The organism is Sphingomonas sp. PvP018, from assembly GCF_017876865.1.
Lineage (GTDB): Bacteria > Pseudomonadota > Alphaproteobacteria > Sphingomonadales > Sphingomonadaceae > Sphingomonas > Sphingomonas aerolata.
Genome location: NZ_JAGIOU010000001.1, coordinates 2,641,757 through 2,657,354 on the forward strand (window position 1 = coordinate 2,641,757; position 15,598 = coordinate 2,657,354).

At 66.5% G+C, this 15,598-nt stretch carries 16 protein-coding genes, 1 pseudogene and 1 riboswitch; of the genes and pseudogenes, 8 read left to right on the plus strand and 9 right to left on the minus strand.

Annotated features, from left to right (window positions below):
- Positions 1-55: 55 nt before the first annotated feature.
- Both J3A66_RS11630 and crtY read right to left on the minus strand, forming a co-directional pair.
- A complete protein-coding gene (locus tag J3A66_RS11630; RefSeq protein ID WP_031394044.1) occupies positions 56-1,534 on the minus strand; it encodes a phytoene desaturase in 1,479 nt (492 codons plus the stop codon).
- Entirely contained in the window at positions 1,531-2,697 is a 1,167-nt protein-coding gene (crtY, locus tag J3A66_RS11635) for a lycopene beta-cyclase CrtY (RefSeq protein ID WP_031394043.1), read from the minus strand. Before crtY ends, J3A66_RS11630 begins: the two co-directional genes overlap by 4 nt.
- Before the next feature lie 233 nt (positions 2,698-2,930).
- Here crtY and J3A66_RS11640 point away from each other — a divergent pair, with 233 nt between their 5' ends.
- Positions 2,931-3,524 (plus strand): GNAT family N-acetyltransferase, encoded by a 594-nt coding sequence (locus J3A66_RS11640; RefSeq protein WP_192069412.1) that lies wholly within the window; start codon positions 2,931-2,933, stop codon positions 3,522-3,524.
- Positions 3,525-3,696: 172 nt separating this feature from the next.
- On the opposite strand, the gene J3A66_RS11645 is transcribed toward J3A66_RS11640, so the two are convergent.
- Positions 3,697-4,116 carry a hypothetical protein gene (locus J3A66_RS11645; RefSeq protein ID WP_052380814.1) on the minus strand — a complete coding sequence of 140 codons (420 nt, stop codon included), beginning with the start codon at positions 4,114-4,116 and terminating at the stop codon, positions 3,697-3,699.
- 418 nt (positions 4,117-4,534) lie between these two features.
- Between J3A66_RS11645 and J3A66_RS11650 the strand changes: the two are divergent.
- The 4 genes and pseudogenes from J3A66_RS11650 to thiC all read left to right on the plus strand — a co-directional run.
- Positions 4,535-4,962 (plus strand): annotated as a pseudogene (locus tag J3A66_RS11650) (sterol desaturase family protein); the annotation flags it as partial.
- On the plus strand, positions 4,862-5,248 hold the full coding sequence (locus J3A66_RS11655) for a DUF2141 domain-containing protein (protein ID WP_037529823.1): 387 nt from the start codon (positions 4,862-4,864) through the stop codon (positions 5,246-5,248). The pseudogene J3A66_RS11650 and the gene J3A66_RS11655, both read left to right, overlap by 101 nt.
- A 69-nt stretch (positions 5,249-5,317) precedes the next feature.
- Positions 5,318-6,181 carry a MipA/OmpV family protein gene (locus J3A66_RS11660; protein ID WP_236701581.1) on the plus strand — a complete coding sequence of 288 codons (864 nt, stop codon included), beginning with the start codon at positions 5,318-5,320 and terminating at the stop codon, positions 6,179-6,181.
- 87 nt (positions 6,182-6,268) lie between these two features.
- Positions 6,269-6,378: riboswitch (TPP riboswitch) on the plus strand.
- 39 nt (positions 6,379-6,417) lie between these two features.
- A complete protein-coding gene (thiC, locus tag J3A66_RS11665; RefSeq protein WP_209569022.1) occupies positions 6,418-8,340 on the plus strand; it encodes a phosphomethylpyrimidine synthase ThiC in 1,923 nt (640 codons plus the stop codon).
- A gap of 55 nt (positions 8,341-8,395) precedes the next feature.
- Here thiC and J3A66_RS11670 read toward each other — a convergent pair whose 3' ends face one another.
- Both J3A66_RS11670 and J3A66_RS19450 read right to left on the minus strand, forming a co-directional pair.
- Complete coding sequence (locus J3A66_RS11670) at positions 8,396-8,701, minus strand: alkylphosphonate utilization protein (RefSeq protein ID WP_031439303.1); 306 nt, start codon at positions 8,699-8,701, stop codon at positions 8,396-8,398.
- 25 nt (positions 8,702-8,726) lie between these two features.
- On the minus strand, positions 8,727-8,852 hold the full coding sequence (locus J3A66_RS19450; protein ID WP_260171387.1) for a hypothetical protein: 126 nt from the start codon (positions 8,850-8,852) through the stop codon (positions 8,727-8,729).
- A gap of 168 nt (positions 8,853-9,020) precedes the next feature.
- Between J3A66_RS19450 and J3A66_RS11675 the strand changes: the two genes are divergently transcribed.
- Positions 9,021-9,572 (plus strand): hypothetical protein, encoded by a 552-nt coding sequence (locus J3A66_RS11675; RefSeq protein WP_209569023.1) that lies wholly within the window; start codon positions 9,021-9,023, stop codon positions 9,570-9,572.
- On the plus strand, positions 9,565-10,203 hold the full coding sequence (locus J3A66_RS11680) for a YbhB/YbcL family Raf kinase inhibitor-like protein (protein WP_209569025.1): 639 nt from the start codon (positions 9,565-9,567) through the stop codon (positions 10,201-10,203). Before J3A66_RS11675 ends, J3A66_RS11680 begins: the two co-directional genes overlap by 8 nt.
- Before the next feature lie 43 nt (positions 10,204-10,246).
- Here the strand turns inward: J3A66_RS11680 and J3A66_RS19455 are convergent, their stop codons facing one another.
- The 3 genes from J3A66_RS19455 to J3A66_RS11690 form a co-directional block, all read right to left on the minus strand.
- The gene (locus tag J3A66_RS19455; RefSeq protein ID WP_281064169.1) at positions 10,247-10,375 is read right to left on the minus strand and encodes a hypothetical protein; all 129 of its coding nucleotides are present in this window, start codon (positions 10,373-10,375) and stop codon (positions 10,247-10,249) included.
- Between the two features lie 335 nt (positions 10,376-10,710).
- Entirely contained in the window at positions 10,711-11,748 is a 1,038-nt protein-coding gene (locus tag J3A66_RS11685) for a GGDEF domain-containing protein (RefSeq protein ID WP_107930938.1), read from the minus strand.
- A gap of 68 nt (positions 11,749-11,816) precedes the next feature.
- Positions 11,817-12,347: a peroxiredoxin gene (locus J3A66_RS11690; protein WP_031395292.1), complete on the minus strand. Its 531-nt coding sequence runs from the start codon at positions 12,345-12,347 to the stop codon at positions 11,817-11,819.
- 91 nt (positions 12,348-12,438) lie between these two features.
- Between J3A66_RS11690 and J3A66_RS11695 the strand changes: the two genes are divergently transcribed.
- On the plus strand, positions 12,439-13,269 hold the full coding sequence (locus J3A66_RS11695; RefSeq protein WP_159511958.1) for an inositol monophosphatase family protein: 831 nt from the start codon (positions 12,439-12,441) through the stop codon (positions 13,267-13,269).
- Between the two features lie 197 nt (positions 13,270-13,466).
- Here the strand turns inward: J3A66_RS11695 and J3A66_RS11700 are convergent, their stop codons facing one another.
- The gene (locus J3A66_RS11700) at positions 13,467-15,590 is read right to left on the minus strand and encodes an AsmA family protein (RefSeq protein ID WP_209569027.1); all 2,124 of its coding nucleotides are present in this window, start codon (positions 15,588-15,590) and stop codon (positions 13,467-13,469) included.
- Positions 15,591-15,598 lie beyond the last annotated feature (8 nt).

Below are 15,598 nucleotides of genomic sequence, written 5' to 3' on the forward strand. Positions count from 1 at the left end.
CCGATAGGCTGGACGCACCATCTCCGCGCCTCCGCGTCTCCGCGTGAACAAACCCTTACTGCTCGCCCTCAAGCATCAACCGCGCCGTCGCCTTAGCGCTCCCGACGACGCCCGGGATCCCCGCCCCCGGATGCGTCCCCGCGCCGACGAAGTACAGGTTCGGGATATGATCGTCGCGGTTGTGCACGCGGAAATAGGCGCTCTGCGTCAGCACCGGCTCGAGCGAGAAGGCCGAGCCCAGATGCGCGTTCAGATCCTGTGCGAAATCCTTCGGCGCATAGCTGAACTTGGTCACGATCCGGTCGTGGATGTCCGGGATCAACCGCCGGCCGATCTCGTCAAGGATCCGCTTCTCCAGGATCGGGCCGATCTCGTCCCAGTCGACCGGGAACTTGCCGAGATGCGGCACCGGCGCGAGCGCGTAGAAGGTCGAATGCCCCTCCGGCGCCAGGCTGGGGTCGGTGACAGTCGGGTGGTGGAGATAAAGCGAGAAATCTTCCGCCAGCACGCCGTGATCGTAAATGTCCGACAGCAGCCCCTTATAGCGCGGCCCGAACAGGATCATGTGGTGCGGAATGCCGGGCCACGTGCCCTTGATCCCGAAATGCACGACGAACAGCGACGGGCTGTACTTCTTGCGTTCGAGCGACGCCTTGGTCCGCTGTCCGCTGCGCGACGTCGCCAGCAGGTCGCGATAGGTGTGCATGATGTCGCTGTTCGCCGCCACCGCATCCGCCTGGCCCGACCAGCCGCTCGCCGTCGTGACCCCGGTCGCGCGGTCGCCCAGCGTCTCGATCGAGGTGACCGGGTCGTCGAGCCGCAGCACGCCGCCCAGTCGCTCGAACTGGGTCACCAGCGCCGCGACCAGCCGGTTGGTGCCGCCGCGCGCGAACCACACGCCGCCGTCGCGCTCCAGCTTGTGGATCAGGGCATAGATCGCGCTGGTCGTCATCGGATTGCCGCCGACCAGCAGCGTGTGGAACGAGAGCGCCTCGCGCAGCTTCTCGGACTTCACGAAGCTCGACACGATTGAATAGACCGAGCGCCAGGCCTGGTATTTCGCCAGTGCCGGCGCCGCCTTGATCATCGATCCGAAGTCGAGAAACGCGACATGGCCGAGCTTCTCATAGCCTTCGTGAAACACGCCGGCGGAATAGGCGAGGAACTTCTCATAGCCCGCCCAGTCGCCCGGGTGCAGCTTCTCGATCTCCGCCCGCATCTGCGTATCGTCGTTGGTATAATCGAAATTCGTCCCGTCTGCCCAGTTCAGCCGGTAGAAGGGCAGCACCGGGTCGAGCGTCACGTCCGCGCTCATGTCGTGCCCGCTCAGCGCCCATAGTTCGCGCAGGCAATCGGGATCGGTGATGACGGTCGGGCCGGCATCGAAGGTGAAGCCGTCGCGCTCCCAGTAATAGCCACGCCCGCCCGGCTTGTCGCGGCTCTCGACGATGGTCGTCTGGACGCCTGCGGATTGCAGCCGGATCGCGAGCGCCAGCCCGCCAAACCCTGCGCCGATGACGATAGCTGTCTTCATGATCTCATACTGCCTGCGATGGCGCGGACGGCGCGCACGATGGGGACGGGGGGCTTGCCGGTCAGGATCCGCGCCTTGTCGGTCATGGTCGAACGTCCGGCATAGAAACGGCCTATCAGCGAAGGGGAGAGGCGATAGAAGCGCTCGAGGATCCGGTAGCGTTCCTCGGGCTCCGCCGCGCGGAACAGCATCGTGTCGAGCATCCGGTAGAAACCGCGGCTCTTCCACGTCGCCTGCGCCATCGCATAGGTCGCGTCGTGCAGCCGCGCGCCCGAGAAATCCCCCAGCGCCGCGATCATCGACGCGGTCCGCACCGCATCGGGCAGCGAATAGCCGGTGGTCGGGTGGAACATCCCCGCGCGCATCCCCGCCTTGGCGACACGCGCCCCGGTCGAGCGCCAATAGGCCTCGAAATCGCCACCCATCGCGACCGGCAGGACGCCCGATTCCTCGCGTTCGATCCGCTTCACCGACCAGCCGCGCTCGGCGACATAGGCGTCGATCCGGTCGCGCAGCACGGGCAGATCGAGATCGGGCGTGTCGCTGTAATAGGTGTCTTCGACGAACATCCGCCGCGCCTTGAACGGCAGGCAATAGACGAAACGATAGCCGTCGAGCTGTTCGACGCCCGCATCCATCACCATCGGCCGCGGCGCCTTGTGCATCGCGTCGAGCAGCAGTTCGCGTCCGAGGAATTTCTGCCACGCCAGATCGAGCAGCGTAAGGTCGCCCGGCCCGCGCGCGTCGATCACCCCGGTCGCTTCGATCCGGTCGCCGTCGCTCAGCACCACCGCGGTCGCGCTCGCGCCGCTGACTTTGCGGTCGAGCATGAGCGCGTGCGGCGGCAGGACGCGGCGTACTTCGCGGTCGAGCTGGACGCTCTCGATCGAATTGTAACGCGCGTCGATGGTCCGCGCATGCCCTGGAAAGCGCACGTCATAGCCCTGCCAGCCATGCACCACGAGCGGCGCGACGATCCAGCGGTCCGCCGCCGCGACGTCGCTGTCGAAGAACGACCAGAGGTGATTGCCGCCGACCGTCGGGGCGGCATCGACCAGCCGCACGTCGAGCGCCGGATGCTTCGCTTTGAGCGCCAGCGCGATCATCCCGCCGGCCAGGCCCGCGCCAACGATCGCGACGTCGCAGGAGATCGTCGATGCCATGGCTCCGACTAGCGCAAACCGGCGCCTGCGAAAACAGCCTTTCCCGCCCAATCGCGCGCGAAGACAACCTGCATTGCCGGCCCGGCCGCCTCTTCCGCCACCGCCGCGATCCGCCGCGCGCCAGTCGTCCGCTGCCATCGCGCACCCGACACGGAGGGACGGGGGGCGTCAGGTCGGGCATGGCGCGCCGCCGCCATCTCCGCCACTATGTCCATGCCAGATCCGGAGCCGCCATGCCCCCCACACATCCGACCGACGCTTCGCCAGCACCGCACGCCGGCGATCCCGACCCCCGCCACCCCCAGGCGCCGACGCTGGCAACGGCGCGCCTGACGCTGAGCGGCCATGTCCCTGCCGATCTCGACGACTGCGCCGCGATGTGGGCCGACGCCCGCGTCTATGCGATGATCGGCGGCACGCCGCGTAGTCGCGAGGAGGTGTGGATCCGGTTGCTCCGCTCGATCGGGCAGTGGACCGTGTTCGGCTATGGCAGCTGGATCGTGCGCGAGACTGTGACCGGCCGGCTGATCGGCGAGATGGGTCTGATCGAAGCGCGGCGCGCGATCCTGCCGCCGATCGACGGTCCCGGTGCGATCGGCCCCGAAATGGGCTGGACGCTGACCGGCGACGCGCAGGGACAGGGTTATGCGTCGGAGGCGATGGCGGCGGTCCTGGCCTGGGCCGACCCGCGCATCGCCGCGACGACCTGCATCATCGACCCCCGCAACGCGCCCTCGCTCCGCCTCGCCGAGCGCCTCGGCTACCGCCTGCGCATCGAGGGTCGTTATCGTGACGCGCCGATCCTGATCCTCGACCGGCGCGCCTGACCTCGGTTCCGGACGCTCGGCGGACAGGTCGAGCGATGCTGGCCGAGGAACTGCGCGGGTTTTTACGGTACCGGGCAGCCGCAAGTCGTCGCTGCTGCCCGGCACCATGTGCGGCGCGCGCTCATTTCCGGATCAGCCGGGAGCGCACATGCCCATGTTTACGCGCTGGCGATCAGTTCGCCGGGACCTTGATGAACGGGTCATAGCTGTAAGTCTTGCCCGACATCGAGAAGACGACGCTGTACTGGTAGGACCCCGTTGCTGTGCCGTTGTTGATCACACAGGTCCAATAGATAACGCCCGCGGGCGTCGTCTGTTTTTCAAGCTTCTGGAATACACTATTCGGCGGGTTCTGCGTGCATTGACCGGTAAACCCGGTGATTGCGATATTATCGGCGGGATTGATGGGATAGACGGTCCACACCAAGACGTCACCGGCGTTGCACGGCGTCGTCAACTCGTTGCCACCCTCGGACGTGCCTTCATAGCCCGTCGTGTCGATCATATACAGACCTTGGGTGATGGTCTGGCCACTGGCCGTCGACTGAGCTGTTTCCACATCCACAGCAATCATGATGTTGATGGTTGCCATATCCTCATCTCCTAAATTTATAGTATCGAGATGGCCTGTCTCTGACATGACGTCGGACTTTCAAACAGGCGATATCGTCGTAATGGAGCAATGTTCTGCTATCAGGGTCTCAAATCTGTTGACCTGAAAAAAAATATCACATTGGGAGGCGTCAAATAAAGTTCGATAGATGAATTCGTGGCGATGAATTCTGTAAAATCGATAAAGATATGATGAGGATCCGGTGTTCCGACATAGAATGGGGCGGCGTTAGGTTTGCAGGCGCACAGGCCGTCATGCTTTGCAGCCGCGTACCCGGATGCCGCCGGTTTCGATCATTTTGCGGGGGCGATAGACTAGAGTCAGTGCAAACAGGTGGAGCACCGGCCGGGCGTGGTCGACCGAGGGTCTGAATGGCAACGGCGTTCGATCCGGTCCCGGCGCTGTGATAATTCCGCTACGGGTCATTGCGATTCCGACCCTGGCGGTGCGCTCGGTTTGGCTCTGACGGTCATGACCGTTATGGAGGGGGCCAATCCGATGGGCCGGGAGGTTTTTCCCCGGTTCATGTGGAGGGGAGCATTGGGGACATGGCTGATCACGGCCAGCCACCATCAGCCACATCATGAACGATACAGGTGCAATTATGAGCTCACTTTCCGGTTCTGGGATCGGCTCTGCGGCACCGACCGGGAGCACGGCGATGCGGGCAGCTCGCATGCCAAGGCTGCCGCGCGTGCTGGCGGCGGCCGCCGTCTGGGCCGTTCTGGCGGCAGCGAGCCCGGTCACGCGGCTCGACGTCGAGGTCGACAATCTTCGCTCGGCCAAGGGCTTGATCCGTATCTGCCTGACCGCCGACCCCGATAATTTCCCCGCCTGTGTCGACGATGCCAAGGCGTTGACCCGGACCCTGCCCGCCGCGGTCCGGACGACGAGCTTTCCGGGCCTGCCGCAGCGTGGCTATGCGCTGGCGATCATCCATGACGAGAACAGCAACTCCAAGCTCGACACGATCGCGGGTATCCCGCGCGAGGGCTATGGCTTCTCGAACAACGCCGCGGTACGCTTCGGACCGCCGCGCTTTTCCGCGGCACGGTTCATGCTCGCCGGTGATGCTGAAATGCAACAGGTCAGGATGCGTTACATCTTCTGACGGATTGCAACGGACCGAATGGGGTTGCCCCGCGTTGCGCGGTGGAACCTTTTTGTCCGGAGCCCGTCCTTGCGCGCATTCTCACTCGTTCTGACTGCCGCAACCGCGGCAGTCGCCCTCGCCACGCCGGCACTTGCGCAGACGGATCCCAATCCGACCCCGCCAATCACCGATCCCGCCGACAACAACCGCATCACACTCGGTCTGGGTGTCGCGTCGCTTCCCGATTACGAGGGTGCGGACAGCAACAGCTTCACCCCCGGCGCGGTCGCGATCGGCACGATCCGCGGGCATGATTTCTTCACGCGCGGTACGCAGCTCTATGTGAACCTGATCCCCAATACCGGGTCGGTCGGGATCAACTACGAAGTCGGCGTCATCGCCGCGGTCCGCACCGATCGCACGGGCCGGGTCGACAACCGCCAGGTCCGCGCGCTGGGCAAGATCGACACGGCCTATGAAGTCGGCGGCTTTGTCGGCATCGGCAAGACCGGCGTCATCACCAGCGATTACGACACGCTGACCGCGCGCGTCGCCTATATCCACGACGTGTCGGGCACGCACGACAGCTATGTCATCACCCCGCAGGTCAACTACACCACGCCGCTGTCGGTCCGGACCCTGGTCGCGTTCGGCCTGTCGGCAGATTATGCGGGCAAGGGCTTTGGCCGGACCTATGCCGCGGTCACGCCGATCGGCACGATCAACAGCGGTCTGCGCACCTATGACATCAACGACAGCGGCTTTCGCCGGGTCAACGTCTCGGCGTTCGCGTTGCAGAGCCTGTCGGGCGATCTGCGCCGCGGGTTCGGCGTCGGCGCGGGCGTGCTCTACGGCCGCATGCTCGGCAAGTACAAGGACAGCCCCATCGTCGCGGACGTCGGCGATGCCGACCAGTGGCTCGGCGCGGTGGGCCTGACCTACACCTTTTGATCGCAACCCGCCGATCGATCCGAAACCCCGTGCGGTCCGACCGCGCGGGGTTTTTCCGTTTGCGCCCCCGTCCGTTGCGCCTATGCTCGCCCTACCCCGGGGGAGCGCCGATCCGCGCTTGAGAGGAAGGCAGGAGCCTTCGACCCGCTGAACCTGATCCGGTTGATACCGGCGGAGGGAGGGAGCGGTCGCCACAGAACCGCATGCCTTGCTCCGAGACCTTTAGGAGCAAGCGCATGGCTGATTACGATCCCCGCATCCCGACCGCCGACATCGGCGTCACCACCGGCCCGATCCGCGGCTCGCGGAAGATCCATGTCGCGGTGCCCTCCAGCCCCGACGTCCGCGTCGCGATGCGCGAGATCGTGCTCGACCCCAGCTGCTCGGAGCCGCCCTTGCGCGTCTACGACACCAGCGGCCCGTACACCGACCCGCGCGCCACGATCGACATCAACGCCGGCCTGCCGCAACTCCGCCGCCAGTGGATCGAGGCGCGCGGCGACGTCGAAAGTTACGACGCGCGCGAGATCCGGCCCGAGGATAATGGCCAGCTCGGCCCCGACCGCTCGGGCGGCGTGCCGCAATTCCCCGGCAGCATCGCACGCCCGTTGCGCGCCAGGGCCGGCGCCAATGTCAGCCAGATGCACTATGCCCGCCGCGGCATCATCACCCCCGAGATGGAATATGTCGCGACGCGCGAGAATCTCGGCCGCGCGATGCTGAAAGAGTATAAGCGGGACGGCGAGAGCTTCGGTGCGTCGATCCCCGACTTCGTCACCCCCGAATTCGTCCGCGACGAGGTCGCACGCGGCCGCGCGATCATCCCCAACAACGTCAACCACCCCGAGTCCGAGCCGATGGCGATCGGTCGCAACTTCCTGGTCAAGATCAACGCCAATATCGGCAACTCCGCGGTCGCGTCGAACGTCGCCGCCGAGGTCGACAAGCTTGTCTGGTCGATCCGCTGGGGCGCGGACACGGTGATGGACCTCAGCACCGGCCGCAACATCCACGACACGCGCGAATGGATCCTGCGCAACAGCCCCGTGCCGATCGGCACCGTGCCGATCTACCAGGCGCTTGAGAAGGTCGGCGGCGTCGCCGAGGATCTGACCTGGGAAATCTTCCGCGACACGCTGATCGAACAGGCGGAGCAGGGCGTGGATTACTTCACGATCCACGCGGGCGTGCGCCTCGCCTATATCCCGATGACCGCCAAGCGCGTCACCGGCATCGTCTCGCGCGGTGGCTCGATCATGGCAAAATGGTGCCTCAGCCACCACAAGGAGAGCTTCCTCTACGAGCGCTTCGACGAGATCACCGAGATCATGAAGGCGTATGACATCGCCTATTCGCTCGGCGACGGGCTGCGCCCCGGCAGCATCGCCGACGCCAACGACGAGGCGCAGTTCAGCGAGCTCTACACGCTTGGCGAACTCACTCACCGCGCGTGGCAGAGCGACGTCCAGGTGATGATCGAGGGCCCCGGCCATGTGCCGATGCACAAGATCAAGGAAAACATGGAAAAGCAGCTCGAGGTCTGCGGCGAGGCGCCCTTCTACACACTCGGGCCGCTCACCACCGACATCGCGCCGGGTTATGACCATATCACCAGCGGCATCGGCGCGGCGCAGATCGGCTGGTACGGCACCGCAATGCTTTGCTACGTGACGCCCAAGGAGCATCTCGGCCTTCCCGACCGCGACGACGTGAAGGTCGGCGTCGTCACCTACAAGCTCGCCGCGCACGCCGCCGACCTCGCCAAGGGTCACCCTGCCGCGCAGATGCGCGACGATGCGCTGTCCCGCGCGCGCTTCGAATTCCGCTGGCGCGATCAGTTCAACCTGAGCCTCGACCCCGATACGGCCGAGCAATATCACGACCAGACGCTCCCCGCAGAAGGCGCCAAGACCGCGCATTTCTGCTCGATGTGCGGCCCCAAATTCTGTTCGATGAAGATCACGCAGGAGGTGCGCGACTTTGCCGCGAAACAGAATGGCCCGGCCGACACGTTCCTAGCGGCCGATGTCGATCATACCGACGCCAGCCGCGCGATCTTCGCCAAGGGTGCGCATGCCGACGCGGAAAAGGGCATGGCGGAGATGAGCGAGAGGTTCCGCGAGAAGGGCAGCGAGATCTACCTCCCCGCGGACGTCTGATCCGCCACACCCCGAACTCCTCCCCCGCCAGGGGGAGGATCAGGGAGTACGTCCGTTACCGCTTGCGCACGAACTCCGCGCGCAGCACCAGACCCTTGATCCCCTCGTAGCGACAGTCGATCTCCTGCGCGTCACCGGTCAGGCGGATCGCCTTGATCAGCGTGCCGCGCTTGAGCGTCTGGCCCGCGCCCTTGACGGTCAGGTCCTTGATCAGCGTCACCTGGTCGCCGTCCGCCAGCACGTTGCCGACCGAGTCGCGGACCACGACCGTGTCGTCGTCCGCCGCGCGGGTCGTGGATGCGGCGTCGGCGGCGACCCATTCGCCGCTGGCCTCGTCATAGACGTAATCGTCGTCCGCCATCGTCATCGTCCTGTTTCGTGCCGGATCACTTGAGCGTCGTCATCTCGACGGGCTTGCCCTTGGTCGTCGGGTTCGACGCGTTCGCCTTGGGCTCCTTCTCGGCCTTGGGCTTGCGGACTTCCTTGTTCGATTTCTTCTGGCTCTTGGCCATGATGCTGCCCTTCCGGCGGGGCGGAGCGCCCCGGGACGGCGACGATACACGCTTGCACTCGCGCATACCCGTAGATTCGGATCGCCAGATCGCCCCGGCAGTGCGGGCATCGCGGGCAACCTCGGCCCGGTCGGCGCGTTGGGATGAAAAGAGCATGAGGGGGCTGCGATGCATATCGGATCCGGGGCTGCGCCGATCACCCTGTCGCTGCGCGCTGGGATAGCAATGCTTGCCATGGCCGTGTCAGGCTGCAGTGCGGGCGACGATTCCCAGCAGACCGCTGCGGTCACCAATTTCACGCCGCCTGCCACGCGGACGCCGACCCCCGTGGCGGGGCAGGCGCAGACCACGCCGCTCACCGCCTATGTCGGCAAATATCCGCATGACGCAGTCGATGGCGTCGATTTCTTCGATCGCACCGAGGTGGCCGGCGGGTTGCTCGCGGTGGTCGACGATGCCCGGCTGCGGTCGCTGATCCGCGGGCGTTCGGGGCCGCAGACGCCGATCTTCCGGCGGGGCCGGCGCATCGCCTCCTGGGGGTGCGAGGCGCATAACTGCGGCGATCACAACTGGATGGTCGCGATCGATCCGGCGGGTGGGACAGCGCAGGCCTGTTATCACGATGCCGGTACGATGCGCGATCAGAGCCGCTGGTATGCCGATGGCGAACCGGTCCTGCGCCCTGGCGCCTGTCCTTCGGAGGGTGGAAACGATGCTTGAACACATGCCTGCCTGGCTCGGCCACGCACTTAAAGGATTGCGCGCTGGTGCCGACGCGTTGGTGATCGCCCGCTCCGGTCTCGGGTCGGGCGCGCAGGCCGGCACCGGGTTCGCGACGCTCGACCTGACCAGCCCCGCCTTTGCGCATGAGGGGCGGTTGCCGCCCCGGTTTACCGCCGATGGTGGCGGGGTGTCGCCGCCGCTGCTCTGGAGTGCGCCGCCCGCGGGCACCGCCGCGCTCGCGCTGATCGTCGAGGATGCGGATGCGCCGACGCCGCAACCGCTGGTCCACGCGATCGTCTGGCATATCGCCGCCGATCGGCTGCGACTGGCCGAAGGTGCGATCGCGGCCGACGGCGCAGGGACGCCCGACGGCGATGTCGGGCGCAATTCATATCTGCGCGAAGGCTGGCTGCCGCCCGATCCGCCGACCGGACATGGCGAACATCGCTACGCCTTCCAGCTTTTCGCGCTCGATGCGGCGCTCGGCGATCCAGGCGTGTCACCGGGCCGCACCGCGCTGGTCGAGGCGATGTCGGGACATGTGCTCGCGGCGGGGTTGCTGATCGGGACCTATTCGCGCGAGGAGGCCGCGCCCGTCGGCCCCGCTTCATCGGCCATGCCGGCCTGACCGCGACCCGCACGTGGCGGGCAGGGATCCGCCGTGCTGCCGGTCAGGCGAACGCTGCGGCGTGGGTCGCGATCAGCAGGACGGTGGTCGAGAAGGCGACGATGCCGACGAGCAGGCTGCTGTCCCGCAGGCGGTCGGGCCGCGATTGGCCGCGATGGAGGTGATGAAGCATGATGCAGTCTCCGCAGTCAGGCCGGATCACGCGATCGGGATGATCGGCGTCGCGGCGCTGATCGCGATGCCGGCGAAGACCAGCGCCCCGGCGAACGAGAGGAGGATGCGCTTGGCGGATTCGAAATGGATCGAGGACATGGTGGCTTCCCTTCGGTGATGGCGACGTCCGGACCATCCGGCTGCCGATATCCCCTGCTTTGCACACCCCGTGCCAGTTCCGTATCCAGCTGAATCACCGCGATTTTTCGCAGCAGGCACGCAGCAGTTGGGATTTTGCGCCACACGAATCCGGTGAACGGCGCCAAGGATCGGTGCCGCGGACCGCCGCGCGGATCAGGCGGCGCAGATCCGGTCGCGCCCGTCGCCCTTGGCGGTGTAGAGGAGCCGGTCGGCACGGGCGAACGCGCTCTCGGCGGCTTCGTCCGCATGGATCGCGGTGACGCCTGCCGAAAAGGTGATCTGGCCGAGCGGCGAATCGGTCTCGCGGTTGCGGAAGCGTTTTGCGGCGACGATCGCGCGGACCGAATCGAGCAGGCGCGCGGCGTCGCTCAGGCTGACGCCGCACAACAGCACTGCAAACTCCTCGCCGCCGTGCCGCACGACGAGATGCCCCTCGCACCCCGCCGCGATCATCTGGCCGATCGCAGTCAGCACCCGGTCGCCGACGCCGTGGCCGAACGCGTCATTGACTCGCTTGAACCGGTCGACGTCGCATACCGCCAGGCAATAGGGACCCTTGTCCGCGTCACGTGCGCCGAACGCCTCGTCGAACGCGCGGCGGTTGGGCAGGCCGGTCAGCGTGTCGCGCCGTGCGCTGTCGCGCGCCTCGATCAGCTTGGCCCGCAGGACGTCGGTCTCGTGCTTCGCCTTGGCCAGCCGCACCTCCGACTCACGGATCCGGCCGATCATCGCGGTGGTGATCCGCGTGATCTCGTCGATCTCGGCTAGTCCCGGCGAGGTCGTGATCGCTGCCGCGCTTTCCGCCAGGTCATGGCCGAAGCCGCGGGTCTCGGCGTGGATGCTGTGCATGATCGTCGCGAACCCGTCGACATACTCCTGCGTCTCGGCGACCAGCCGGTCCGCCTGCCCTTCGCGTTGCGCGGGATCGCACGGGCCGTCGTGATCGACCACCGCAGAGGGCTCGGTGACCTGTCCGCCAAGCGCCTCGATATCCCTACGCAGCAGCCGGACGCCGCCCTCGGTCAATTGCGCAACCTGCGCCGCGAGCGGGCCGTCGGGTGCCGACAGCACGGCATGCGCGAACGCATAATGCGACGGATCCGGACGCAACCGGTGCTTACGGAGGAATCGGCCGATCTGGTCGAACAGGTCCTCCGTGCTCACCTGTTGTGCGCCCTGCGCGTCCCGCATGTCATTTGCCCCCGTTTCGCCCCCGGAATAGAACAACAAAGGTTAGCAACGCGTGACGATTTGCGGATCTATCGGCGGTTAAGGGTCTCGACTGCGGCCAGCGTCGAGCTGACATGCTCGGCCGGGTTCATGTCGTCGTGAACAAAGGCGACCCGGCCGTCGCGGCCGATCACGTAACTGGTGCGCTTCGTGACGTCGCGTCCCATCACTTGCTTGCCGAGCGCGACGTCATAGCCCGCGACGACCTTCGGCCCTGCGCTGGCGACCGCGAACTTGCCCGCGCATTTTTCTGCCGAGAATTTGCTCAGCGTCTCGACGTTGTCCGCCGACATACCGATCACGGTCGCGCCGGCCTTCTTGAACGCGGGGACCGCCTCGGCAAAGGCATGCGCCTCGGCATTGCAGCCGCCGGTATAGGCCGCGGGGAAGAAGTAGAGCACGACGGGGCCCTTCTTCAGCTGTTCGGCGAGGTGGACCGTGAACACCTTGCCGGCGATCGCGCCGCGCGTGGTGAAGTCGGGCGCCTTCGCACCGGGCGCGAGCGCCGCGACTGCGGGGGTGGCGAGGAGGAGGGCGGCAAGGGTCGGGACGAGGCGCATGGGGCTATACTCCGGTATGATCGCAGTGACGTACGCCCGCTCGCGGCATCCGTCCATTGCCCGCGCCGTACAGGCTCGATAGGCAGGGCACATGCCAGTGACCCAAGCCGATATCGACCTCGCGCATCGCCTCGCGGATGCCGCGGGCCACGTCATCCGACCCTATTTCCGCCACGAGCATGGCGTCGAGATCAAGGACGACCAGTCCCCCGTCACCCGCGCCGACCGCGAGGCCGAATCGGCGATGCGCCGGCTGCTCGACGCCGAACGCTCGGGCGACGGCATCGTCGGCGAGGAATTTGGCGAGAAGACCGGTGTCACCAACCGCAAATGGGTGCTCGACCCGATCGACGGCACGCGCAGCTTCACCGTCGGCCGCGCGATCTTCGGCACGCTGATCGCGCTGGTCGAGGATGGCTGGCCGGTGCTCGGGATCATCGACCAGCCGGTCCAGCGCGAACGCTGGGTCGGCGTCGCGGGGCGTCCGACGACGCTGAACGGCGTGCCGGTGCGCACCCGGGTCTGCCGCGAGCTGGCGGGATCGACGATCGCGACGACCAGCCCGCATCTGTTCGGCGAGGCTGACGTCCCGCACTATCTCGCGCTCGTCGCGGCGATCTCGGGCGGCAATCCGCGCCAGGGGCCGGTCTATGGCGGCGACTGCTATAATTACGGGCTGCTCGCGAGCGGTCACCTCGATGTCGTCTGCGAATCGGGTCTCCAGCTCTACGACTTCGCCGCACTGGTCCCGGTCGTCGAAGGCGCCGGCGGGATGATGTGCGACTGGAACGGCGACCCGCTGACCGCGGCGAGCGAAGGCCATGTGCTCGCGATCGGCGATCCGGCGCGGCTGGACGACGTGCTCGAGGCGATGCACCGGATCACGGGTGATGCGCATGACCATGGCGATCACGACCACTGAGACCGTCTTGGCGGGAAGGCGGGCGTTACGCCTCGCACCTAGTCCCATATCCGTCATCCCGGCGAAAGCCGGGACCCATGAACACGGCACGGTCGCTAACCGCGCTGGCCGAAACCATGGGCCCCGGCGTTCGCGGGGGTGACGGGGGCCAGTAAGGTAAGGCGCGCGGCGTGGCCGCGACCAAAGCCGCCGCGCCGTTAGAAGATCCCGAGAAACTTCTTCTTCTGCCCCTTCTTCTCCGCCTCGGACGCCTTGCCGTCCTCGCCCTTGGCAGTCGTCCCGCGGCCGACATCGTCGCGGGTCTCGCCCTCGGTCGTCCGCTGCGCCTTTGCGGTCGCGCCGGCCAGCACCGGGCCGCACGCGGTGGCCTTCGCATCGCCGACATCGACGAACGCAAGCACACCCGCGACCGGCGTCGCCACCAGCGCGAGGCCCAGCCCGGTGCCGACGCGGGCGAGCAGGTCCTTCGAGACCACGCTCATCTTCGGTGCCGCGAACACGCCGCCGAACCCGACCGGCGACTGGCCTGCGAACAGGCTGAACTTCTTCGAATCGGCGCGGAAGGCGAGGTCGACCGCCTCGTTGCGGAAGCTGAACCCGCCGCGGCCGACGATCACGTTCTTCTTCGTGTCGATCAGGATCGGGTCCGCCGCCGCCACGCCGCCGCGCACGGTGAAGCCGATCAGGCCGCAATTGACCTGGACCGGCTCGTCGAGCTTGCCTTGGAACATCCGCTGCGCAAACGTGCCGATGTCGAGCTCGGCGAGCTGGACGTTGCGCACCGACAGCGCGCCCGACGGCATCACGAACGCGATCCGGCCGCGTGACGACGCCAGCGAATCATGGATCGAATCGCCGCGCCCGTCGAGCTTGATCCGCCCCTTGATCGTCCCGGTCGTCCCCGCCTCGGCAAGCCCATAGCCCTTGAGCAACCGCCCCATCGGCGTCGGTGCCAGGCGAATGTCGTAGGACACCGCGCTCGGCCGCGACCGCGTGTCGAAGACCGCGTCGGAGGCGACATTGCCGCGCGCCATCGCAAACGTCAGTGGCGACAGCGCCAGCCGCCCGCGCTCGAGATCGAGCGTCAGGTCGACGTTCGAGATCGGGATGTTCTTCGACCGGACCACGCCGATCGTCCATTTCAGGTCGGCATCGAAGATCTTCATCGTCTCGACGGGGAAATTCCCATCGGGCAACAGGCGTTGCGCGCCCGCGCCGGTCGCAGCGGCGGCCGCCACCGCGCCGCGGCTCTCGACGATGTCGGGATTGTAGCCGATGAATGGCGCGGCATCGACGATATCGAGGCTCTTGGTCGCCAGCACCGAATCGAGGTGGATGCGCTCGCCATTGGTGATCGTCAGCTTGCCCGCCAGATCGGTCTTACCCGCCACGCCGGTGATCCGCGTGAAATGATATTCCTCGCCCTGTTTCACGAGCTGTCCGCGCAGCCGATAGGTGCGTGTGTTCGGGATCGCGACGTCGATCACGCCGAGCAGGGTCGACAAATTGGCGCCGTGCGCGGTCACCGCGAGCGGCACGTTCTCGACGTCCGCTATGCTCGGCAGCGTGCCGGCGACGTCGATCACGTTGCCCGCCGCGCGCATCCGCGCGACCAGCTTGTTCTGTCCCCGATTGGCGGTCGCGTCGGGCGACAGCAGCTGCGCGGTCACGGTGAACGGCGTCTCGCGCAACCGGCCGGTGCCCTTGAGGCCGACCGCGCGGCCGATCGTCGCATCGACCGAGCGGATGTCGGCGACGTCGAGATTGGCGAGCACGCGCATTCGCGGGTCGAGATAGCGCACGCTCGTCCCCGTCACCGTCGCCACGTCGATCCGCGGGAATTCGAGCGGCTCGCCGCCCTTCTTGTCGCTGAACGTCCAGCTATTGGCGGTATGCGCGGCATTCCATTCGAGATCGACCGCGCCGTTGACCAGATCGAGCCAGTAGAGCCGCCGCTTGCCGAAGATCAGCGACAGCGGCGCGATCCGCGTGTCGAGCTTGTCCGCCTGGAAGAGGTTGGGCCGACTCGCCCAGTCAGGGTTGGAGAGCGTGAAGCGCTCGGCATAGAATTTGATTCGGAACGGCGCGAAATAGAGCTGAAAATCGCCGCCGACGGTCACCGTCCGGTGGGTCATCGACCCGACGATCCGCTCGAACGGATGCTTCAGGAAGCGACCCTTGGTGATATAGAGTACCAGCCAGATCGCGGCGATCACCGCGACGATCCCGATCAGAATGTTGCGCAGGATTCGCCGTTTGCGCCTCTTCTGCGCCGCGGCGGGCGGGGGGGCGTCGATCGGCTGCGTCGGGCTGGCGTCCATGATAAGCC